This is a genomic window from Pseudomonas sp. PB3P13, assembly GCF_054897735.1.
The window spans coordinates 1,778,605-1,800,590 of sequence record NZ_CM142702.1; the positions used below are offsets into that span (position 1 = coordinate 1,778,605).

The 21,986-nt window shown below is 50.3% G+C and carries 23 protein-coding genes; 11 read left to right on the forward strand and 12 right to left on the reverse strand.

Annotated features, from left to right (window positions below):
* Nucleotides 1-94: 94 nt before the first annotated feature.
* The 3 genes from ACYZT1_RS08025 to ACYZT1_RS08035 all read right to left on the reverse strand — a co-directional run bounded on the left by ACYZT1_RS08025 (nt 95) and on the right by ACYZT1_RS08035 (nt 3,587).
* Nucleotides 95-1,024 carry a restriction endonuclease gene (locus ACYZT1_RS08025; RefSeq protein WP_462018454.1) on the reverse strand — a complete coding sequence of 310 codons (930 nt, stop codon included), beginning with the start codon at nt 1,022-1,024 and terminating at the stop codon, nt 95-97.
* Nucleotides 1,025-1,496: 472 nt separating this feature from the next.
* Nucleotides 1,497-2,822, reverse strand: a complete 1,326-nt coding sequence (gene mauJ, locus ACYZT1_RS08030) for a methylamine utilization protein MauJ (RefSeq protein WP_462018455.1) — start codon at nt 2,820-2,822, stop codon at nt 1,497-1,499.
* Between the two features lie 282 nt (nt 2,823-3,104).
* The gene (locus tag ACYZT1_RS08035) at nt 3,105-3,587 is read right to left on the reverse strand and encodes a hypothetical protein (protein ID WP_462018456.1); all 483 of its coding nucleotides are present in this window, start codon (nt 3,585-3,587) and stop codon (nt 3,105-3,107) included.
* Between the two features lie 33 nt (nt 3,588-3,620).
* Here ACYZT1_RS08035 and tnpA point away from each other — a divergent pair, with 33 nt between their 5' ends.
* Genes tnpA through ACYZT1_RS08055 form a run of 4 tightly spaced genes read left to right on the forward strand, consistent with a single transcriptional unit; the run spans nt 3,621 to nt 6,462 of the window.
* A complete protein-coding gene (gene tnpA, locus ACYZT1_RS08040) occupies nt 3,621-3,995 on the forward strand; it encodes an IS66-like element accessory protein TnpA (protein ID WP_462018457.1) in 375 nt (124 codons plus the stop codon).
* On the forward strand, nt 3,992-4,336 hold the full coding sequence (gene tnpB, locus ACYZT1_RS08045; protein ID WP_341965725.1) for an IS66 family insertion sequence element accessory protein TnpB: 345 nt from the start codon (nt 3,992-3,994) through the stop codon (nt 4,334-4,336). The genes tnpA and tnpB overlap by 4 nt, the downstream gene beginning before the upstream one ends.
* 35 nt (nt 4,337-4,371) lie before the next feature.
* The gene (gene tnpC, locus ACYZT1_RS08050; protein ID WP_462018458.1) at nt 4,372-5,877 is read left to right on the forward strand and encodes an IS66 family transposase; all 1,506 of its coding nucleotides are present in this window, start codon (nt 4,372-4,374) and stop codon (nt 5,875-5,877) included.
* Between the two features lie 3 nt (nt 5,878-5,880).
* Complete coding sequence (locus ACYZT1_RS08055; RefSeq protein WP_462018459.1) at nt 5,881-6,462, forward strand: plasmid pRiA4b ORF-3 family protein; 582 nt, start codon at nt 5,881-5,883, stop codon at nt 6,460-6,462.
* Nucleotides 6,463-6,843: 381 nt separating this feature from the next.
* Here the strand turns inward: ACYZT1_RS08055 and ACYZT1_RS08060 are convergent, their stop codons facing one another.
* Nucleotides 6,844-6,951, reverse strand: a complete 108-nt coding sequence (locus ACYZT1_RS08060; protein ID WP_462018460.1) for a DUF7693 family protein — start codon at nt 6,949-6,951, stop codon at nt 6,844-6,846.
* A gap of 122 nt (nt 6,952-7,073) precedes the next feature.
* Between ACYZT1_RS08060 and ACYZT1_RS08065 the strand changes: the two genes are divergently transcribed.
* Nucleotides 7,074-7,832 (forward strand): hypothetical protein, encoded by a 759-nt coding sequence (locus ACYZT1_RS08065; RefSeq protein WP_462018461.1) that lies wholly within the window; start codon nt 7,074-7,076, stop codon nt 7,830-7,832.
* Nucleotides 7,833-7,841: 9 nt separating this feature from the next.
* Here the strand turns inward: ACYZT1_RS08065 and ACYZT1_RS08070 are convergent, their stop codons facing one another.
* The 5 genes from ACYZT1_RS08070 to ACYZT1_RS08090 all read right to left on the reverse strand — a co-directional run bounded on the left by ACYZT1_RS08070 (nt 7,842) and on the right by ACYZT1_RS08090 (nt 11,065).
* On the reverse strand, nt 7,842-8,651 hold the full coding sequence (locus tag ACYZT1_RS08070) for a DUF5677 domain-containing protein (protein ID WP_462018462.1): 810 nt from the start codon (nt 8,649-8,651) through the stop codon (nt 7,842-7,844).
* A gap of 404 nt (nt 8,652-9,055) precedes the next feature.
* Entirely contained in the window at nt 9,056-9,406 is a 351-nt protein-coding gene (locus ACYZT1_RS08075) for a hypothetical protein (protein ID WP_462018463.1), read from the reverse strand.
* A 383-nt stretch (nt 9,407-9,789) separates the two neighbouring features.
* The gene (locus ACYZT1_RS08080; protein ID WP_462018464.1) at nt 9,790-10,338 is read right to left on the reverse strand and encodes a hypothetical protein; all 549 of its coding nucleotides are present in this window, start codon (nt 10,336-10,338) and stop codon (nt 9,790-9,792) included.
* A gap of 83 nt (nt 10,339-10,421) precedes the next feature.
* Nucleotides 10,422-10,556 carry a hypothetical protein gene (locus ACYZT1_RS08085; protein WP_258347475.1) on the reverse strand — a complete coding sequence of 45 codons (135 nt, stop codon included), beginning with the start codon at nt 10,554-10,556 and terminating at the stop codon, nt 10,422-10,424.
* 227 nt (nt 10,557-10,783) lie between these two features.
* Complete coding sequence (locus tag ACYZT1_RS08090; protein WP_462018465.1) at nt 10,784-11,065, reverse strand: hypothetical protein; 282 nt, start codon at nt 11,063-11,065, stop codon at nt 10,784-10,786.
* Between the two features lie 268 nt (nt 11,066-11,333).
* Here ACYZT1_RS08090 and ACYZT1_RS08095 point away from each other — a divergent pair, with 268 nt between their 5' ends.
* The gene (locus ACYZT1_RS08095; RefSeq protein ID WP_462018466.1) at nt 11,334-11,579 is read left to right on the forward strand and encodes a hypothetical protein; all 246 of its coding nucleotides are present in this window, start codon (nt 11,334-11,336) and stop codon (nt 11,577-11,579) included.
* Between the two features lie 134 nt (nt 11,580-11,713).
* On the opposite strand, the gene ACYZT1_RS08100 is transcribed toward ACYZT1_RS08095, so the two are convergent.
* The gene (locus ACYZT1_RS08100) at nt 11,714-11,932 is read right to left on the reverse strand and encodes a hypothetical protein (RefSeq protein ID WP_462018467.1); all 219 of its coding nucleotides are present in this window, start codon (nt 11,930-11,932) and stop codon (nt 11,714-11,716) included.
* Nucleotides 11,933-11,984: 52 nt separating this feature from the next.
* Here ACYZT1_RS08100 and ACYZT1_RS08105 point away from each other — a divergent pair, with 52 nt between their 5' ends.
* On the forward strand, nt 11,985-12,821 hold the full coding sequence (locus ACYZT1_RS08105) for a hypothetical protein (protein WP_462018468.1): 837 nt from the start codon (nt 11,985-11,987) through the stop codon (nt 12,819-12,821).
* A gap of 836 nt (nt 12,822-13,657) precedes the next feature.
* On the opposite strand, the gene ACYZT1_RS08110 is transcribed toward ACYZT1_RS08105, so the two are convergent.
* The gene (locus tag ACYZT1_RS08110; RefSeq protein WP_462018469.1) at nt 13,658-14,407 is read right to left on the reverse strand and encodes a Fic family protein; all 750 of its coding nucleotides are present in this window, start codon (nt 14,405-14,407) and stop codon (nt 13,658-13,660) included.
* A 1,753-nt stretch (nt 14,408-16,160) separates the two neighbouring features.
* On the opposite strand from ACYZT1_RS08110, the gene ACYZT1_RS08115 reads away from it, so the two are divergent.
* Nucleotides 16,161-16,610 (forward strand): antitoxin Xre-like helix-turn-helix domain-containing protein, encoded by a 450-nt coding sequence (locus ACYZT1_RS08115; protein WP_462018470.1) that lies wholly within the window; start codon nt 16,161-16,163, stop codon nt 16,608-16,610.
* A gap of 342 nt (nt 16,611-16,952) precedes the next feature.
* Here ACYZT1_RS08115 and ACYZT1_RS08120 read toward each other — a convergent pair whose 3' ends face one another.
* Nucleotides 16,953-17,357 carry a hypothetical protein gene (locus ACYZT1_RS08120; RefSeq protein WP_462018471.1) on the reverse strand — a complete coding sequence of 135 codons (405 nt, stop codon included), beginning with the start codon at nt 17,355-17,357 and terminating at the stop codon, nt 16,953-16,955.
* Between the two features lie 943 nt (nt 17,358-18,300).
* Here ACYZT1_RS08120 and ACYZT1_RS08125 point away from each other — a divergent pair.
* The 3 genes from ACYZT1_RS08125 to ACYZT1_RS08135 are packed head-to-tail and all read left to right on the forward strand — an operon-like array spanning nt 18,301 to nt 21,985.
* The gene (locus ACYZT1_RS08125; RefSeq protein ID WP_462018472.1) at nt 18,301-19,725 is read left to right on the forward strand and encodes a tyrosine-type recombinase/integrase; all 1,425 of its coding nucleotides are present in this window, start codon (nt 18,301-18,303) and stop codon (nt 19,723-19,725) included.
* The gene (locus ACYZT1_RS08130) at nt 19,691-21,637 is read left to right on the forward strand and encodes a hypothetical protein (protein ID WP_462018473.1); all 1,947 of its coding nucleotides are present in this window, start codon (nt 19,691-19,693) and stop codon (nt 21,635-21,637) included. Before ACYZT1_RS08125 ends, ACYZT1_RS08130 begins: the two co-directional genes overlap by 35 nt.
* 9 nt (nt 21,638-21,646) lie before the next feature.
* Nucleotides 21,647-21,985: a hypothetical protein gene (locus ACYZT1_RS08135; protein WP_462018474.1), complete on the forward strand. Its 339-nt coding sequence runs from the start codon at nt 21,647-21,649 to the stop codon at nt 21,983-21,985.
* Nucleotide 21,986 lies beyond the last annotated feature (1 nt).

Sequence of the window (21,986 nt, forward strand, 5' to 3'; positions counted from 1 at the left end):
AGGTGTTCGATCCCCTTGGCGCTTTCGAAGCTATCCCGAGCGTCGCGATGTAGGGCGCGATGTCGATAGGATCATGGCACGTTTCGGGATGTGACTAGACAGCCCCAGAGGCAACCATCTGGTAGTAACTGAGATAAATTTGCCCGGTCTGCGCGGCGTGGCGCTTTTTCCTGAGCAGCAAACTTACAAAGTCGATTCGTTCCTCAAGCACGGCCATTAGGTCTCCTCCGTCAACCAGAAATATTGACGCTCCTCCAGCCTGGTGTGCAGCAACTCCATCCGGGGAAAAGCCATTTATGGATAGAAATATCCCTAACGTGTTGTCCAGCTTGGTTCTCACCTTGTCGGTGAAAATTGCGAGATCACCTTTGTTGACCGAGTCTTTCTGCCATTTGGCCTCGAACAGATATTCAGTTCCGTCCAAGGAAAAGGCACCGTCGATTTGCTCTCCCTTATTTTTAAACGAGGCCTTGGGGTCAAGGTCGAATAGTTCAAACACTTCATACATTACGCGCTCCAGTTCGAAGCCGCGAGTTTGTGCATTGTCAGAGCCAATCAGAGCCAGATAGCGTGTGTTTATGGCTTGGAGTTTCTGCCGTACAGCAGCGTTTTCACGGAGCTTTTTGGCGGCGACTTCTTGCCTGCGCTTAATCTCGTCCTGTTCTTTTTTGACGTCCTGATGTGGCTCTACCAGTGATCTGAGCTGGTTGACTGCACTTCTAGCTTTTTCCACTTTCTGGTGGCCATCTTCCAACCGTTGAAGGTGAGAGAAGTCGGTAATCCTACAAAGCTCATAACAAATCTTCGTCAGATCACCCAGATGGGGTTCAGCATTAGCACACAAATAATCGACCACGTCCGAGGCAATCTGGCGCTTGTAATTCTCCCAGTTAAACCGGTTAAGGATGGCTGGCGTGGAAAGACAGAGCTGTAAAAATCCCCTGAGCTCCGACTTATACCAATACACCGAACATAGCGACTCTTTGAGCGCCATCACCCCAGCAGGGGAAAGCTGTTTTGCCATGTGCTTCACCTGGTAATGTAGATAGTTTATGTTTTCTTGCAGCCTTAAATCCGGCTGACAGGTGTTATCCGCAAGCTTAGCCGATGTATTTGGTCATGGCGCGACGCACTTGCAGCAGGGGGAGGCGCAAAATTTGAGAGTCAACTTCCGACAATCTTGGCTTTGGTCATGATGGGATGGAGTTCGCGCTGACGGTCGCAAGCGGAGCGCACGGCGTGTGGGATGGAAGCTTGTAGGGCCGAGACGCAGGCTTGGCCAAGGCTCGGTTCACGACAGCCATTCCCCGCAGGGGCTCGCATAAAAAATGCCCTTGTGGGGCGCGGCAGCAGACGGATAGGTTGAGTGGAGAACTCCGATGGGCATGACAGACGATGACGACACAGTGCATTGCGACGTTCAAATGCCCTTAGCGCAGGGCAGGGAGCTGCTGCAACTGAGGGAGTCGCATAACTTCACCGCCTCCACGGAACAGTTAGCCCTCTTCAGGGGGAATTCTATCCAAGGCGGCTTTGAGCTCGTCGATGATCTGCCGATGCCCAGCCAAGTCTGGCATGGCATTCTCCAGTATGAAAGGCTCTGATTTACCTAATCGCTGTTGAAGGTTTGAAGACCAGATTTCCACCGACGCATTACAGTACAAGGCGAATTTGAACTCCTGTAGAGAGAGCTCCGACTGGATGTCACTTCTGCTATCACGCCGTTCATTTAGTAAGCCACAGCCCGCTAGAGGATCTATTAGGAGACGCTCGTTTCTGAAATCCATCCAGAAAATAAACGCCACTCGACCGTTTGCCGACTCCAGACGGACACCTACCTTCCCGTCATCCATGCCTGCGGATGTAAGGCGCATGTTTCCAAGGGGAGTGCATGATTTTCCTTTGCGTGCGAGTACGTAAAACTCATCAGGAATTTCGTATTGCCGGTTAGGGGCGAGCTCACCCCGCGTTAGCCCGTCCAACTGCTCTTGGTCAAGCAGAGCACGAAATCCTTCGAGCTCATACAGGTGCTCCCGTTCATATGCCCAACGTGCTGGCACCCCAAGACGCTCCTCCATAGCGAGCTCAGCAAGATGTCTCATCAGTGGCTTGTCCATGTGAATCCGCTCGTGGTCATCCGGATCATCTGGATCTACGATATCGTCGCGTTCGGCATGGGCGATAGCATGGCGGCCTTGTGTTGCTAGGTAGTCGGAAATTTCGGTGCCAAGAGCCTGCAACTCATCACGACGGGCAATTGAATCTCTGTCCGTTAATACCGGGAGGGCCTGCTGGATCCACGGCCCTCGTTCTCGGCCAACAGGCAAAGAGCGGGCAAACGCTTTGTAGAATCCGAGAAACGAGTAGAAGGGATTGCTGAGTGACAGCCCTTCGCGATAGTAGGCCATTGCTTTGCGGGCTTCATCGCTTTGAGGGGAGTGGAGGTTCTCGTCAGAAAAATACTCGGTAAAGGCATTGTTGCGAAGCATGCCTACTCGATGTGGATGGCTACCACCACCCCATATGACGATCTCTACTTTCGCATCCTCACGCCAGGCAATTGCAGTGGCCAGGCGCATCACTGCAGCTCGCCCTTCATTGACAGTCATGCCTTGACCATTAACTCGAAGCGCGATTGCAGGGAGGCTCCGATGCTGCCCTTCGGATATAGCTGGTTGCAGCAGAAACTCAAGCGCCTCAAAGTTTATCAGCTGAGCCCTATTCGGCCAGAAAACCTGGGTTTCTAGCCCGCCAACCACCCATTCACCTCGCTGGGCCTGATATTGCTCTGCTCGTTCGAATGGATCATCGGTCGCCAGCATTGTGAAGCTCCTAGGGTTTGGCGGTTATAGGGTTCAACCTCAGTTTATATTGGTTGCCGATGTGAGAGTGACCTGAAGGCCTATCCATTTAAGACCGGCTCCTGCAGAACATTCGATCATGCCGGCCTATGAGAAGATGGAAGCCTCTTAGCCAAGATGCATCTGAGGGAGAGCACCTGGGGGCTTTTAAGACGCGCCCCTTTTTGGCTTAATCGGCCACGTGGTGGGGCATCGAAGTGAACGTTAGCGCCTGATCGCCCGCCCAGGCTGACATCGCAACCATCACCCTTTACCATCTACTAGAGCGATGTCACACGTGCTCGAGACTGTTTCGCTGATGGCTGAAACTTCTCTAATCAACTTAAGCATGGAGGAGACCACCAGCTCTCTCACCTGATCAATAGGATGCGATTCGATTGATGCAGTCACCACATCCTGTAGCTTGGCCTGTAGCTCTTGCGCTTGCTCCAAGGAAAAACCTCCAGGGAAGCACATCACTTTTCCCTCGGTTAGCGCGCATAAGGATTCGGCGCTGTGATGCTGGTGGAAGTAAACGAACCGAGTAATCGCCTGATCATTTACCACAGTCGGATATGTGAACATCCATGAGGTCTCGGCTAGATCTGCTTGAAGACGAGCGCTTTTGGCATGGAGTTCTGAGAACGAGTGGCGGGTACGCAGGATCAAGTCCAAGACATCATCAGGGCTGTTGAAACGTAACCGTCCGGTCAGCACCCACTCCTTACCGTTCTCCAAATTAACCAAGATAGTGGACACCATTTTTTAGTGGACACTATCTTGGATATAACTCCCACTCGTCGCTCCGGTCGCCGCCCGAACTTCCCATCCGCATTCAAGCGCAAAGTCGTCGAAGCCTCATATCAACCCGGCGCCTCAGTGTCGATGATCGCTCGCGAGCATGACGTCAATGCCAACATGGTTTTTCGCTGGCGGCAGCAATACCAGGACGGCGCATTCGGCCCGGTCAGCCTGAGCGCAACGTTCTTGCCCGTCGAGGTGATCAAAGCACCCATCGACTTGCAGTCAGCAGCGCCGCTGCCGCAAAAACCCCACTCCGAGATCGTTATAGAAGCAGGAAAAGCCAAGCTACGCATCACCGGCTCACCTGACCCGCAGACCTTGCAACTCACCTTGCAGCAGTTGCTGCGATGATTGCGCCTCCCGCTGGAACCCGTATCTGGATCGCCGCTGGCGTCACCGACATGCGCCGTGGCTTCGACGGATTGGCAGCATTGGTACAAACACAGCTGGAAGCCGATCCCTTCTGCGGCCAGATCTTTGCCTTTCGCGGACGACGCGGTGATCGGATCAAATTGCTGTGGTGGGACGGCGACGGTTTGTGCCTGTTCTGCAAACGCCTGGAGCAAGGTCGCTTCGTCTGGCCGCAAGCAACCAGCGGCAGCGTGTCGCTGACGGCGGCGCAGTTGTCGATGCTGTTGGAAGGCATTGATTGGCGCAGGCCAATTCGTACAGCACCCGTCCTCGCGGTCTGACTTTACGCGCTGAAAGATCTTAGTAATATTCGGCCATGAATCTCGTGACCGATTCCCTGCCGAATGATCTTCATGCCTTGAAGGCCCTGGTCTCTGCTCAGCGAGCAGAGATTGAACGCCTGAAAATGATGATCGCCAAGCTACGGCGTACGCAGTTCGGTCGTCGCTCCGAGCAGTTGGACGCGATGATCGATCAGCTCCAGTTGAGCCTTGAAGAGCTGGAGGTCAGCCAAGCCGAAGTGATACCGGTCGCTGAGCCAGCACCTCGTACAACTTCCCGCCGCAAGCCATTGCCGGACTATCTCCCACGCGAAATTCATATTCATCAGCCTGAGTCGCAATGTTCCGGCTGTGGTGGGGCGCTTCGCCAGCTGGGCGAGGATGTGTCTGAGGTGCTGGAGTACGTTCCGGCACGCTTTAAAGTGATTCGCCATGTTCGCCCCAAGCTGGTTTGCCGTTGCTGCGAACACATAGCGCAAGTACCTGCACCGAGTCGTCCGATAGCTCGCGGCCTTGCAGGCCCGGGGTTACTGGCCCATGTATTGGTCTCCAAATTTGTCGATCATCTTCCGCTGTATCGGCAGTCCGAGATCTATGCCCGTGAAGGTGTGGATCTGGAACGCTCAACCCTGGCCGACTGGGTTGGGCAGAGCAGCCAGCTGCTCAGGCCGCTGATCAACGCGCTTGAGCGCCATGTGATGAGCGGCCATAAAGTCCACGCCGACGACACGCCGATTGGCGTGCTTGCACCGGGCACCGGCAAAACAAAAACGGCACGCCTGTGGACGTACGTGCGCGATGACCGACCCGCCGGCTACACGACGCCGGCGGCGGTCTGGTTTGCTTACTCGCCGGATCGCAAGGGGCAACATCCCCGTGCTCATCTCAAAAACTTCAGCGGGATCTTGCAGGCCGATGGCTACGCCGGTTTTGCTCAGTTGTATAGCTCGGGTAGTGTTCAAGAAGCTGCCTGCTGGGCTCACGCCCGGCGTAAGTTTTACGACGTTTATAAAGACCAGTCCTCACCACTTGCCGCCGAAGTGCTGCAACGTATCGCGGCCTTATATGCCATCGAAAGCGAGATTCGAGGCCAACCACCCGACCTGCGAAAAGCCGCTCGGCAAAGCCGGGCAAGCCCGCTGCTGGAACAGCTGCACGCGTGGCTTAACCAGACGCTGACGCAACTGTCGAGAAAATCGGCATTAGGCGGTGCGATTTTCTATGCCCTCAACCGGTGGCAGGCCTTGGTGTGCTACTGCGATGACGGACGGATCGAAATCGACAACAACGCTGCCGAACGCGCGCTGCGCGCCGTCGCTTTGGGTCGCAAAAATTATCTGTTCGTGGGTTCCGATGCCGGTGGAGAGCGAGCCGCTGCAATTTACAGCCTGGTAGGCTCGGCCAAACTGAACGACCTGAACCCGCAAGCCTATTTGACCCATGTGCTGGAGCGAATCGCCGACCATCCCGTCAATCGGGTGGACGAACTACTACCCTGGAACGTTTCTCTTAACCCTTTCGAACGCTGCGAGGCTGCTTGATCAATGCCAAAAACATCTCATCTCTCCGTGGTTGAAACCGACCGTGTGCTGATACTGCACATGGAATTTAAATGGATAAAACCTTCGATCTGGCGCCGGGTGGCAGTGCCTGAAAGCATCACCTTGAGCAAGTTGCATCGCGTGATCCAGGTCGTTTTCGGCTGGAGCGATACGCACCTGCACGAGTTTGAAATTGATGGTGAAAGTTATGGCGTGCCGGACCCGGAATGGGGCCCGCCAGTGATTTCGGAGCAGCGCAAAAAGCTGATGAGCGTGTTGTACGGGAAGAAGACGTTTCGCTATGTCTATGACTTCGGCGACAACTGGGAACTGCGAATTAAAGTCGAGAAAACGTTGCCCGCGATTATTTTCCCGCAAGTGCCGTGTTGCATCGAAGGAGCCAATGCTCGCCCGCCGGAGGACATCGGTGGCGCCCCAGGGTACGAAGATTTTCTGGCGGCGTTGGCGGATCCGAATCACCCTGAGCACGAGGCAATGTCGGAGTGGTATGGGGATGATGGGTTCGATCCGACGGCGTTTGATTGCGAGTGGGTCAATCAATGGTTGAAGCAGGCGAAGGTCTGATCAGCTAGAGGGGGTTGGGCGTACGCTTACGTTGAAACCGTGGTCTCGAACAAACGATTTAACTGGATCCAGCATCTTCAATGAGCCCGCCCCGGTGATGACGCCAACTTAAGTCCTAACGATCTTTTCCTCGTTGTCACCGTGAGGGATTTTCACGCCGTCTTGGGTGATTTGGGTGACACGCTTGTCAGCCGCGATGATGACCTCATCGCCTAGATGGGCAACCAAAAAAGAGGTCATGAATTCCCTCTCTATTTATGTGAGCCAGGCCGGCGAAGCCGAAGGCGTGAATGTTGAAGCTTCTCGGGTCAAGACATGGCTTGCTTAACTACAGCCAACCCAGCACGGCGTTCACCATTGGATATGGTTTTCAGAGCGCATTCAGCAGGTCTCAAGCATCTGCTGCTCCCATACAGATAGCAGCGCAATGGGATTTGTGCCAAACCGATCTCCGGAGTTGAATGACCAGCGGCGTGCATCCGGGCTCACACACGTTTAGCAGTAGTCCGCTAATCACAGTCGTTGAAGATCATAATGCTCTACCTGATAGCCACATTGGTGTCCTCGATGCCCTGGTGTAGTCTGAACAGTCCAGAGGGAGTCCCAATTTTATGATTGAACAGCTCTTCAAAGCGCTACATCACCACTACGAAGCATACCGCGAACTGATCAACGAAAAAGCGATGCGGCACACGCCTGATCACGGCGACTTCGAGGTCTTTATTCAATCTGCGCTCAAGCTTACAAAGCCTGAAGACTGGGGCTTCATTTGCTCATCGATGGACATTATCAACGACAGCCTTTTAGGCATTGAGCATTTTTGCAAGTATGGCCTTGATGGCCCCACGAAGTATGACGACTTCGGGGAAAAATACATCCGCTTGTATGGCGTCTTGAACGCCACGTACATCCAGCAACAAGCCCTGCTCAACCTACACCGGATTGCAAACGTCATGAACCTTCGTGACATTGAGAGCAAAGTGGCAAACCTTCAGGTACGTGAAGTCAGGAATAAACTTGGCGCGCATAGTGTCGATTATGCTAATCGCGAGGCTGGAAACACTGAAAGCTTTGTTCCAGTTCGATTTACCCTTTCAGGTATGCGCTGTGATTACTACAACAATACAACGCTACAACACACCGAAGTAGATCTAAGAGTAATTCTCGGTGAGCATATCGAACTGATGAATGATATGTATGACGCCATATATCGAAAGTCAGTTAGCGCAATATATAAATCCAACAAAGATAAAATTGAAGAGCTTCTGGAGAAAATCGACGATGCCAAGGTACTACGAAATGGCGGCATCGTCATGAGAACACCGGACGGGAATAGAATCTTTATTACAGCATTCGAGTCAGATAAATAGGACTAAAGTTCACAATCGCTTAGACGTAATAGCGGTAAACCTATCCAGGAGAAGGGTTAGCTCTCCATCATGTGATGTATCTTCTGTCGCCTCCAAGAATCCAACCATGATTGCTAGAGTAGGCTGCGTACAAAAGTTAGCTGCACTAAACACCTCGTCTTTAGTGCCAGGCCCAAACCTGTAGCCACTCCACGTGTTATTTTCCTTGTCGGAAACTATATAGCGCTTAAGAGAAGATGCTGAATAGTGCATGGCATCGTCGGAAAGATGCTTGTACATTAGGTAATGGTTAGAGAGCGACGACATTTCGGCAATGTCTTTCCAGTTAAGATGGCGGCCCTTTTCCCCAGATATTCGTTCATCCATAGCGGCTTCAACGTCAGCAGTTAGGGAATAACTGCCATTTTTTAAAGCTACCGCCTGACCCCGTTTGGCTGCTAGGTTGTCGTGCTTCAGTAATGGGATGAACTTATCCGGATTGTCTGTCAGGGCACCGATACAAAATGAATTCTCATATAGACACCTAGCCATGATTCTTGCTTCTACTACCATGCCGCGCTCAAGATTCATGACTGCCGACTGAAAATTGCTCAGTGACCTAATGGCAGAGAACATGGTTAGCACCTTTACATCCATGGTTTTACCGTGATGCTTTTCAAATCCTGAGATGACTATCTTTTGCAGGAGCTGGTTGATATCCCTGAGCAGAGAAAACCACTCAGGATTTTCACCAGTAACATGATCAATGGTTTCTTGTATGTCGCCAGTCAGAAATCCATGGATATTAAATCCGGTATGTCCTGTCGCTTCGGTGCTCAAATCGATCTCCTTTCCTGATGATTGTATAATCAGCTTAGGGTAGCAAAAGCTAAGGAATGCGTGGCCTGCATTCAAGCATTACCAGGCAGGTGCTCCATTCTTCCTGCGGATCAAGCGCAATGTCGGAACCTAGCCCCCCGGTTGAGCCGGGGGGGGCGGATTAACAGTGGGGATAGGTGATGAGGATGAACGGGATTGGTTGAGTTGTTGGCACGGTAGGTGGAACGATGGCTACAGTGATGTTAACGGCCAGAAGAATGGCATTAAGAAGGCCGGTGATAGAGTTGATGAATTTGGACATTGTTTTTTCTCATGGTTGTCCTTTATTTAGCGTCCCTATCACAGAGCTGACCATTAAATTGAGACTTTTTTGAAAATAAATTTACCATCCGTCTATAATCGGCTCAGAAGAATTTTGGTACAGCTTTCGACGCTTCGAATTTGCGATACACATCCTGTGCCACAGCATAATTTATAATATGCCAACTGTGCGCAGTGGGATAAATAAAGCTCTTAATCTCAACTGGGGTAAAGGTGAAGTTTTCAGGCAAGCGTAGCTTTTTCTTTGCAGAGGAATCTGCGGAGTTACACTGCTCACAAATTATTACCGGGGCAAATCTTGCGGGTGCAACTCCTTGCAAGGTATACATGCCACCATAGGCGTCGCTGGCATGATCGTGATGTGTATGCAGACCAACAACCCAGCCTTCAAACCGTGATGGGCTTTTAGGAAATCGCATAGTCCAGCGGAGCATCTGAAATTTGGTACGGTTGCAGCATGGGCACCGCCAATCCTCGGTTAATGATTTATATTTCTGCTTGAAGTGACCACCATCAAATTTCTAAATACTCAATTTGTGTTGGGAGCTTTCTGTCTCGATTACGGAGAATAGTCGCTTCCCGATCTTTATTGCGTATCTTGCTACCATCGCAAGCTATGCAAAACTGATTTATTAGGAAGTCTAGATGACAACTGCAAGTAGCGTCGATAGAACTCATATCGTCTCCATTGACCACATAGCCCGATTGCTATGTGGTCAAATTGTAGATCAGCATGGCATATCGTTCTGGGGGCCTCCATCTCGCGTCTCCACACCTTTTCCGGCGACAATAGTATCTCACCTGGCGCGGCCATGGATCATGCCGGGATTTCTCTGACAATGTCCCCCTTGATCACGTATTGGTTTTTCACGTACTCACCATCATCACCAGGGGCTTTATCTACAACGATCATGCCGTGCGTAGCGAGGATCGATAAGCCGTCTCGTAGAGAAGTCCACTGCACAGCAGCCCTATTTCTCAAGTTCTCGACATTGATGCTCGAGATCCTTGCTTGATTCGGTCGGACGATCAGTAGCACGGCGTAGATCTTAAGCGCCGCAAGCGCCTTCTCCCCTCGGCGAGAGATCTTCGGAAGGTTCTTAACAACCTCTCTGTTTGGGATTTTGTAGTAGTAGCCGTCCTTTTCTGCCTCGAAATGTGGGCATGCCAGCGTGTACTCGGACTTGAGCTTGCCTCCACCAGGCTTGTGTCGAATCCACCCTCGCGCTTCCACGTCAACCAAGGCCTGGCGAACCATTGGCCGACTTAATCCTGTGCGCTCCATCAGCTCGCTGACAGAGGAGACGACTGTGTATGTCTTCGCCGTAGGGGTCATTGTCGCCAGCGCGAAGACGACACGAAGCATCGCCTGAGACCGACCTGCATGAGCCCCTCCTCGAAGGAGCGCAATCTCATCAGACCACCATGCCGGCACTTTCGACCAGGGCCTCATTCCTTGTCCTTCTTTTTCACTGATTCCAGCACAGATAGAGCTTTCCAAGCTACGCCGAATGCTGCGAATGCCAGCAAGGCGATAACTCCCGAAGGCCCGCTACTTACAATCTCTTTAGCTAATTCCAACATGGTTGCTAACCCTGCTTACTCTACGTTGGCTCCTTTGTACTTCAAGGCGCGGGGTCGCTTCTAGAGAGGCCTATAGTTTCGCGCTACAGAAAATACTTTGTATATCATGTGGTTAAAAGATTATTTGGAGCTTTTCAGGGGGCAATGAGAGGTATACGAATTACCCCTAATTTACTCCTCATTACCCCGTTGAGCGACCCGTGAATGCCAAAACTGGTTTTACTATGTCACTCCAAATCACTCTCGCTCATCGCGCCGTCCTTGCTCAAAACTTTTAGCAACGGCGTTGAGTTCCTCCTGCAGAGTGATCGGCGTGGACGTCTCATACAGAGCCAAAAAAGCTTCCTGAGCTCCAAGACTCGTTTGATTTTGCGCTGCTGTTCGGTCTCGCGTCTTTTTTTCAGAAAATCAAACATCTTCAGTACCTCGTCATGTGAGAGGTAATCATAGGCCGTAGAAAATGGGCCTTTTTGGGCGGGTTTCCCAAAATAAAAGAAGATCTTGGGCATCTATACATCGATGCGATAATTCGGCCATCAAGCACGCCTTGGATCTGTGACATCGCTTTCGTCGGCATAGAGTTGATCGCGGATCCATGCGATCAATGCCTATCGTCCACCAGGGTAACCATCATGCGCCGCCCGAAGATGGCATCGCGCAGCACCTGGCAAACCTCCCTTGCTGCGAGCGCAGGCGCAGGTTCTTCACGACAATCGGTTAAAGTCATAAAAGAAACCAGCCGGCTTTGATCGTTTTACCAAAGGTGCACAGGCGGGCATGAACCAGGTACTAACAGGGGAGGAGGGGATGAAGCTATTTTTGGACTGCGAATTCACCCGGCTCAACCGAGACACGAAGTTGATTTCGCTGGCACTGGTCTCAGAGGCCGGCGCCGAGTTTTATGTAGAGCTGACGGATACCTACCAGGTTGCGGACTGCAGTCACTTCGTAATCCAGAACCTTTTGCCGCAGCTGGATCACCCTCTTTATAGGATGTCACTCGTTGAAGCCAGGCTGCGCTGAGGGTTTTTCTCGTCAGTATTGGATGCCCACTGGAGGTCTGCTCGGATGCGCCAGACTGGGACTGGGATTTTTTCTGCCCGCTCGCCTACCTGGATCATGAATGGCCAAGCCATGTCGCAAACTTGCCCACCAACCTAATTCATTTGTTCAGGCGTTTTGAAGCCGACGACATCGGTGATATTGCGCTTCCCGAACTTCCGCATCACGCCTTGCTCGATGCCCGCCTCCTCGCTGACCTTCACAAGCGTTTCGCAGGGGCTTGCAAGCAGGCTGGAGATTGGTTGCGAAGAGTCATGACGAATAGCTCGAGATCGAGAGATTGCTGGGCGAATGGCTAGCGGGCGATTGATCATCTCTGTCCAGATAGTACTACCATCGAATTTTCAAATGCTTAGGAGAATCAGGATGTCAGCTTCAGAAGACCTCGCTAAAGACAAGTTTTTCTCGATGTTGGAGAGCGCTGGAAAGGTTAAATTTTTCCTTTTGATTGCCAGCTTTATGCTTCTTTTCGACTCGATGATGGTGCACTTCTCGGGCGCAGGCATTGTTGGGTTACAGCAAATGGAGCTCAAAACTGATCTCGTTTTGGGTATCAAGCTGCTGGTTGCGTTCGTATGCTTTTCCGGCCTTCTCTCGCTAGTTTTCACGTTCTTGTATCCCCTAACAGTGTCGGTTTACGAAGCAGCGATTGAGATCCTAAAAAATCTCGAAGCGAGGCTCGCACGCGCGATAAGCCCTTCAAAGCCAGACCAGGCCCAAGTGAGATGGACTCGACGTACTGACTGCGTGCGGCCATGGGAAATCCGGGAGGAGGCTCACGAAACCCAAAGCGAGTTCCTTATTGGAATCTACGACCGCTATCAACAGGAAAGAGCTGCGCAGAATGCCGAGCTGTACAGGGTTCAGCTTTACGCTTTCAGTGCCTTAGTTCTCGCTGGCCTAAATTTTTACTGGTCGGGAATCGGGGATGCGATGTCGATTGTCGGCTGGATTGAAGAGCAGTGGTCAAGCACTCCGGTGTGGCTGGCTTTGAGCGTATTCTTCGTGTTGATGGTGGCTCCACTTCATCGTAATCCGTCTGACAGTGAATGGATTTACTGTCCCGTTCTGCATCGCCGGTTAGAAAAGGCGTCCAAGGAAGAATATGACAGGGCCCAAGCATTTAGCGAGAGGATGAGACGGGAAGCCCAGATACACCGAGCGATTCGTGAAACTCAACAAACTCCAAAAGAACGTGCTTAGCTTCCTTTACGAAAAATATTTATCTCGACGTTAAAGAATGCTCTTGAGCTATCCGATTAGACGTTTAAGAACATAGTGATGGTTACGTTTATGAATAAAGCTAAGGTGCAACCAGCAGCGTTTTTTGCCGAGCGTGAATTTGTATGTTGGCGAGGGCGTGAGGATGATGAAAAGTTTCGTGCCAGGTATCCAGACAGGGAGATCACTACGTCAGTGTTAATTTAGACCTAATGCCTGTTAGGTTCGTCGATGCCGTAGCAGAGGATATCGCGCGCTGTCTTTACGATGCTGTGCTCATTACCGCAGGAAATCTCGCAGGGTTTGTGCCAACGCCAGCAGATCGCGAATGTATGCTTGAGAGGACATATCGTAAAAGAGTGTCCGGAGAGTGGAGTTACTGCGCCAATGGCAGATTTAACTGCCACGAGACAGAAGATGAAATCTATGTTGTTGAGCTTGCGATAGATGAGAGCGACAAGACTGAGCGGGTGAGGGTCTACACGGTTAAGGACGGTGGAGTAGAGCTTGTTTTCGATTTCATGTGCTATTCGTTCAGCATGCACGACGCAGTGTGGCTTTCTAACGCTTTGATGGAGGCCATGGGGCGTGAGCCTTTGGATACTTTGGAGACAACAAGCAAAAGCTGCAGGCCGATGGCTGGTTTCTATCCGGCTGAACTCTGTTTGAATGGTAGGTAGTCCACTAGGATCCTAGCTAGGCCACCCATGCGCTGTTGTGGATCGACCTGCTGAATACGCGGCGGGTGCGAAGGTCGCCGCTTCGGGCCTAATAGGCCCGGCTCAATGAGGCTTCTTCTTGGCTATGAGCTGACAACGCTACTGCAAACCCGAAAAAAACTCCTGAGCAAACCAAACAGGTAAACCAATCTCCAGCCCATGGAGGTTAGATGGTGGGCTCACTATGACGCCAATGATGATCAGCTTGCTGAGCTGATCGCTTGCTGCTTCAGCTGGAAGACCGGTAAAGGATACGAACTCGCTGCGAGGCAATGCACCTTGGATGAGCAGCGCTAACAACGCCGGCATCGTTTCTGGTCGAATGCCTGAGTCCTTCAAACGCGAGTTTGTTTTGTAGGCACGAGTGATGGACTCACGAAGCCTGCGACGATTCAGGGCGGTAGTCACGTAATCCACCTCCTCATGACAGACATCAAGCATGAAGTCGATGAAAGCGAGCTGCTCTCTGTCTGTGAGTTGTTGAGCACCCTCAAGCCCATCTGTCTGCATGGGATCATTCATAGCGGTAGCGGACTGATACTCGTCGAGCCTTTGGCCCAGGCCTCGCGAAAGAGACCACAGATGTGGGTGAAGTCCAAGCAGTGCGAAATGCTCGAACGTAAGAGCCCGCGCAAAAGCTCTGATGCCATTACGGGATGTTCGCCTATGGAGAACCTGGTGGTGCTGGCAAAAGACCGCAACGATACGTCGACGAAGCTCCGGGATGTCAACGAAGGTGCTCTGATGTAGCTCAAGTACGAATTCACGCTCCAGCATTTCTGGCTCAGAAGGGTTCCCATCAATCACACTTGAGTAATGAGCGATGGCGCCTCTCAGCAGTTCGCTCAAGCATGCAGCAGTCTCTGGTGCTACCAGGCCAGCGAGGAAGGCAGTCTTCCTTGCAAGCTCATCTGCTCGAGCCAGAGTCGATGTAGGAATCGAGTCGGGGAGGGTGGGGTGGAGCCAATGCTGAGTAGTCATCTGTGTGAAGATACGTAGTGCGGCATCGCTTAAATCCAGTAGCCTGTTGCCAGTGATTGTATCGACTCATGAGTCTCAGGGATGCATCCAAGAACACTAGTTGGCCACTACGTTGTAGTCAGGGGTAAGACTACGGTGAGCTGGATCATAGGTTTTTGGAGTCTTTTGCACTTGGTGCCAATGAAGTAGTCCTCATTCCTGCAGGCCACGTAAACCAGGCCGTACACCAAATTCTGGTGGCTGCTTCGGCCAGCAAGCGCTCACCAAACTCCGGTCGGCGTACACAGGATTCCGGTGCTTTGTGTCGGTATATCTTGGTTTGTTGCACGCCGATGCTGCTGATGGAGGGTGGGAGATAAAACCCCCGATATTCGACTCCGGTCGGCTGCAGACCACGTAATCCGGGTCGCACACCAAATTCCGGTCGGCGTACACAGGATTCCAGTGCCCTATGTCGAGCCGGTGCCAGAGATGCTGCTGATGGAGGGCGGGAGATAAAACCCCTGATATTCGACTTCGGTCGGCTGCAGGCCACGTAATCCGGGCCGTACACCAAATTACGGTGGTTGCTTCGGCCAGGAAGCGCTCACCAAACTCCGGTCGGCATACACAGGATTCCAGTGCTCTGTGACGGTATATCTTGGTTTGTTGCACGCCGATGCTGCTGATGGACGGCGGGAGATAAAACCCCCGATATTCGACTCCGGTCGGCTGCAGACCACGTAATCCGGGTCGCACACCAAATTCCGGTCGGCGTACACAGGATTCCAGTGCCCTATGTCGATCCGGTGCCAGAGATGCTGCTGATGGAGGGCGGGAGATAAAACCCCTGATATTCGACTTCGGTCGGCTGCAGGCCACGTAATCCGGGCCGTACACCAAATTACGGTGGTTGCTTCGGCCAGGAAGCGCTCACCAAACTCCGGTCGGCGTACACAGGATTCCAGTGCTCTGTGACGGTATATCTTGGTTTGTTGCACGCCGATGCTGCTGATGGACGGCGGGAGATAAAACCCCCGATATTCGACTCCAGTCGGCTGCAGACCACGTAATCCGGGTCGCACGCCAAATTCCGGTCGGCGTACACAGGATTCCAGTGCCCTATGTCGATTCGGTGCCAGAGATGCTGCTGATGGAGGGCAGGAGATAAAACCCCTGATATTCGACTCCAGTCGGCTGCAGGCCAAGTAATCCGGGCCGACACCAAATTCCGGTGCCCCTATTTCGATCCGGTGCCAGAGATGTTGCTGATGGAGGCCGGGAGATAAACCCCCCGATATTCGATTCCGTTCGGCTACAGGCCACGTAAACCAGGCCGCACACCAAACCCCGGTGGTTGCTTAGGCCAGGAAGCGCTCACCAAATTCAGGTAAACGTACGCAGGATTACGGTGCATTGTGCCGGGATATATCCGTGCTTGAAGCGCTTTGCATACGCCCAGTTTAGATTTCGAAACAGGCTATGAGGTGGATATCATTTCGTGAAGGGCCAGGATGATTTTGCTACCTTCGATATCTCGTCTTCTCGGGTCTGACTGGCCTACGCGACGGGCGATTGGAGATGTCGCTGGTTCGGGCCTAGTGGCCCGGCTTGGTGGTATGTTTTTTAGATGGAGGTGAAAGTGCTGTTATCAGTCAAGGAATACCAACCAGGGCTCCAGATCCCACAGAACGTTTGGATGACCCTAGGGCTGCCGTCACGCGGCACCAGGCTTCATGACCTAGTTCACGAAGGTCTGCCTCTCGAATACCTCGCGCGGATAGCGAGCTTAATGCAGGTGCCGCCCGGGGTTATCTCGAATGCTATTAGCATTGCACCCTCGACGTTGGCACGTAGAGCGAAAACAGGGCGGTTCAACACCGTAGAAAGCGACCGCCTAGTTGCATTAATAGTTGTCTTTGAGGATGCACTTTCTCTCTTCGAGAACGATGTCGCCGTTGCAACGGAATGGATGAGCTCACCAGTTCGAGGACTCGGATCGAAGTGTCCACTCGACATGCTGGGGACGAGAGTGGAGGCGAAAGCTGTCTTCGATCTTATCGGTCGATTGGAGAGAGGAATTCTCGTGTGAGACTCACAAGACGTTCTAGTGGGCTGGAGAGCTGTAGCAATTTTTGCTATCGCTCCCTCGGGCGTAAGCCCGGCTCGACGCGTGAGGGCCGGGTGTCTGAAAAAATGTTTGACGGAAATATGTGTATAAGTATACAGTGTTCTTGCTGTGTTGACGTGCCGCTCCTGATTAGCTGCCAGATGTTTTGGGCGTCAGCGATGATCGTCATACAGTGAAGCCAGAGCCCCTTAAATGGGGCCTTTTTTTGCCTGAGCTAAAGAAGCCGAGGGCGAGCTGGTTGATTGGCTGCATCACCCTGACACCCTCTGACAATCGAGACTCACGAATACCCCCCATCAGGTTCTAACGCCTCTCCCTATGCGCCGCGAGGTGCTGCATCTCGGCTGTCCATAGTCGTAAAAATCGACGCCAATCTCTCGCATAGCTACCCTGGCGCAATCGAGTAGACCCGGTGCTCGCTTCTTCAAAACGCGTCTTCCACGGTTCTGGTATGTGCTCGTCAAGCACGACGACAAAATGGGATCCGCTGACACCCACGATTTCAGTTTCTGGAACGCACTCTCGTAACTCCTCAATCGACATGGCGACTGCATCGCCAATGGGATCATCTCGATCTTGGCGCTCAATTTCTTCAAGAATCGCAAGGTGCTGAATCGCTCGATCAGATCCAGGCTGCAGTTGTTCTAAATTCCATATTGCGTAGCGCCGTTTGCGTTCGCGCTGCCAGAGACGATTCGCGTCAATCATCACTATTTCCCACTATTCCAGGCCCCCGTGAGCTCGTTTATTCGATCCACGATTTAGCGTGCAACTGTTCGAGCTGATCATGCCCCCTAAGTACATAGTAGGTCGACTGGATCAGCTCCGTCGCGCTGCGTGGACTCATGAGGCGGCCTACAGGGCAGGAGAGCTGAAGCTATTTAAGGACGTCGTGATTTCGGGCCCTTGGGCCCGGCTTGCGGTCACTTGTTACCAAATCCCAAAGCACAGTTTGGCCATACTGTCAGTGCTCAATTCTTTAGGTGTTGCCATGGCTACCGCAACGGTATTCGAGGTAACCGCTTTGGTCTATGAGACTGTCGATTTTTTTTGAGGTGGTGGGCGTGTGCGGAGAGTACTGAGTGGTGATGTGTTCAAATCATTCTGGGCTCATTCCAAGTGAAGTGAACAAGGATACTTCCGTCTGTCGGATACTGGATGGATAGCTCGGTGTATCTTTAAGGAAAGTTAACTTCTAGAGTTTGACAGTTCTACCCAATGGCCCAATAAACATTGCGTTTGGGATGTCACTAGGGTTGATGTAGTGCACAGCCTCTAGGCTGTTGTAATTGAAGAGTTCTATGGTTAGAATCATTTTGCCGCTAGTCTAGGTTAAAAGTGTCAATATATATTAATTGTTTTACGTTCTCCTAAAAAATCAGTCTTTCATCAAAAAAAACTTGCAAAAGATTATTCTCGGCGATAGTGTTTCAAGCCATCTTGTATGAACATCTTGAGAGGCGGGTGATTTTCATGTCGTCAAACGCGGGCAGTCAAACTAAGTAAATAAAAATATCGGCTTGTATAGTTGATAGTATTTATTTGTGTTTTTGTCGTCTTTTGATTTTATTGAAGGTTTGACTTGAGCTGTACAGCTCAGGTGAGTTCGGCTGTGCGTGGCTCTTAACTTTGCGATTTGGAAGTGCTTCAGATGGAGAATGATATTGTGGTGGAAAGCACAGAAAGATTTAAAAAAGTAGTTCTCACATCACCGCAACTCGTTGAGACTTTACCGGTACTCTCATGGCCAGCAGAAAATGCAAGCGATCTAAAGGTGTCGGATTATGAAACATTACTTACCCCAATGGGCGGCGTATATGTTGAAAACTTACCAAAAATAACAATAATTTTGAATCCTGATGGTTCCATCTGGATGCATGGATCGCTTTACCTGCTATCAAGAGCACTGGATTATAAATCAATTGAGCCTGAGGCTATAGATTCTATTGCTCGTGATTTGGTTGCTTTCAGAAATACTTTGCTTGCGCATGGTCTGGATTATCAAGTTTTCCCTATTAATTTGTTGAAAAGGCCAACTTACGCTTATAGTTCGATATTGAATGAAAAGGTAAAACAAAAACCATCTTCGTCAGTTGAAAAGCGAAAACTTTCTTCCATGCGGGGATTCTATCGCTGGATGAAAAGAAATGATCCTTCTTTTCGCCCTGAATATCCGATGTGGGTTGATGAGGTCAAGTATGTCAGTTTCGAAGACTCTGATGGAAATACAATATGGAAAGAAGTAATCACTAGTGATTTGAGTATTAAGCACGCTGCCCAGGATGATCTTGAAAGCATCGACGATGGAGGCAAGCTTCGCCCGTTACGACCGGATGAGCTTGAGCAGGTGCTTCGAGCCCTTTGTGAAGAGGGAAATACTGAAATGATGCTTATTTTCGCTATCGCTTTAACCAGCGGCGCGCGTATTCAGACAGTTCTCACGCTCCGGCTAGGTGATATATGCACGCGAGAGCATCAACCTGACCGATTAATCGCTACGAAGTGTGGCGGTGGTAGACGTGTTAAGACCAAAAACAATAAAGCGCTAACGATCTTCATACCTTATTGGGTTCATAAAAAACTATCCATATATGTCAAATCCCAAAGATACCTTGATCGGCTGTCACGAAGTGGCTATGCCGACAACGACGAAAGCTATGTGTTTTTGACAAGCGCCGCGAAGCCATATTACATGGCTCGGTCAGATCCCAACTATGCCCTAACGCCGAAAACCATCAACGGTGGAGCAGTAAGAACTTTTCTTTCGCGTCTTAAGCGCAAAATGCTCATTGAACACGGCCAATATGTTGATTTTCGTTTTCACGATTTGCGTGCAACTTTTGGAATGAATCTGTTTAATGAATTGATGCAACAGGTGAATAGTGGGAAGCGAAGTTTGTCTTCAGCACTAAATTACCTTCGAAAACGAATGTCGCATAGCTCGCTGGAGACAACTATGCGGTACTTTAGATATTATGAGGATGTAGATGTGGCATACGAAGCTCAAGCGAGTTTCGAAAAGAAAATTGCAGACTTGATGCATGGAGCAGAACAGGGCATTGATCGTGCTGCGTGATCCATTATTCTTTGATTTACAAGAGTTCAATGTAGATAATGTTTACGACAAGATAGAATCGATTCCGATTTCCCGTCTAGTGCTTGTCGTAGCCAGTCAATCCTTAGATCTTGGATCACTTGCGTATCGCGTTAGGGATAAGCTACCAGGCAAGGCAGTTCGCGTTGTCGATGTGAAAACTTATGAACCTGAGAGAGGGCGGGCCATTTCAGGCTGGCTTGTTAAAAACGTGGAGGTTTACTTATCTGGAAGAAGTCTCAAAACTTTTGCTAGCAAATTTCGTGCGCTCGTCAAAATGGTAGATAAGTTTGATGAGTTGTGCAGTGATTCCTTCATTTCATGTGATAATCTGAATAAATCGTACGAAAGTTATCGACGGTTTTTACATGGTATGAAACATTCTGATGGCACGCTTTATCAAACTATCGATACTCGCCTCGGTGTCGCTTCAGATATCATGGATACTTTTTGCAAGGCACTTAATTATCGGAAATATCCCGTAAAGAAAATTCAGAATGAAACGGGTCGCGCAAAAACCGCTCCAACGCTCTCACCTCAGCAGGATTTAGTAGAGGAGTCTCTCGCACTGTCTTTCAGCCTGTTTTCTGGGATATCTCAATTACTCTCGACAAATGCAGCATATCCTATCGAATTGGAACTCCCAAAGGAAAAAGTCTGGCTCTTTCCTATAAGGCAATTTTGCGCGTCTAAAGAGTTGCTTGAATCAGGTAAGCCTACTCTTGAGCGAAATATATTGTGGAATTATCGAGAGGGCAGAGTCAATACGCCTGAGGAGATGGAAAAAAGGTCAGTCTACAAAACAGTGGATATTTCGAAAAAACGGTATTTCTTGCGCAGTGAATACCAAAAAGCTTTAGAGAATATCGACAGATGTAACGCCGATTCTAATTGTATCCCGCGTCGTCGGCTCATGAAGATTGCCCAAGAGGCTTACATAGTAATATTTGTAGCCGTCACTGGCATGAACGAATCAGTACTTCGTGAATTAGAATTTCAACCAGAGTGGGGTGATGAAAATTTTGAAGGCGAAAGAGGTGAGATAGGTTTTCGGGGCTTGAAAGCCAGAGCAGGAAATAAGTGGGTGGGCTTTAAGATAACCACTGATCATATCAAGTATTTTAAACGATTTATAAAGTTGCGGGATTTGATTTGTAATGAAGGCAACTATCGCCATTTGTTCGTAGCAATGGATTCGGACGGGGCATGTTTGGATGAGCCCATTATCGAAAACACTATACTTGATTATTATAGGCGGATCAGGTCTTTTCTCTATCCTAGTATGCGGGCGATATCATATCGCCAATGGAGAAAGTATAAGTTCGATGATGTTAACCAGTCTGAGGGTCTCTCGGTTGCAGCGAATTCACTTCAGCACACTATAGGCGCTGCTACTTCGAGCTATATGGAGCAAGCTCCTGATGATGCTATGCTGGAAATATCCAGTTTTATACGACAATACGACGAGGGTTTGCAAGGGCACGGAAGGTTAAACGCCTTTGTAGAAACTCCAGCGGGAGCGTGTGAGGAAACTGGTGTTCCAAAAATGATTGAGGCCACGGGTGTTTTTGAACCGGATTGTAAAAGTTTTCTCGGTTGTTTGTTCTGTGAGCATTTTTTACTACATACAACCGAGGCTGATGTCAGAAAGCTGCTAAGCATGAAGTATTTTTTGGAGAAGATTCTGCCGCTGTCGAGATCGGTCAGTGGATTTGAATTGACTGCCGGAAAAACCCTACATAGAATCGATGAGTTTGTTGAGGCGATTAAGCAAGCCTCCTCTGAAATCAATAGTGTTGTAGAAAGGGTGCTCCTTGAGGTCTATAAGTCTCAAGCTTTAAGTCCCTACTGGCAAAGCAAGCTATATTTTTTGTCTAGACTTGATTTGATTTGAGGTGCCCACATGCAAGCCCTTGCTCCAGACTTTAAAGGAAGTGCAGAGATTGTTTCATATAATAGCGCGGGCAATCCATTGTCGCGCAAGGAAGATGACGTTTGGTATTTGGAGCATCTACGAGTCAGGTTAAGTGAGCGGGTTACCTTCTACATGGCAAGGATTTTCCGCGAAGATAAATTTTATGAGGAAAATGTTAGTCAGGGTAAAGATGTCATGCAAGTGATTGTAGAAGGCCAGCATAAGGGAAAGCCGCTTCGCATTGGTACACTGAGAACATATTACAAGCTTCTAAAGGATATGGTGGGTTTTGCTCTGGTCAGGGAGTTTCATTTCACGAGTTGTTGAG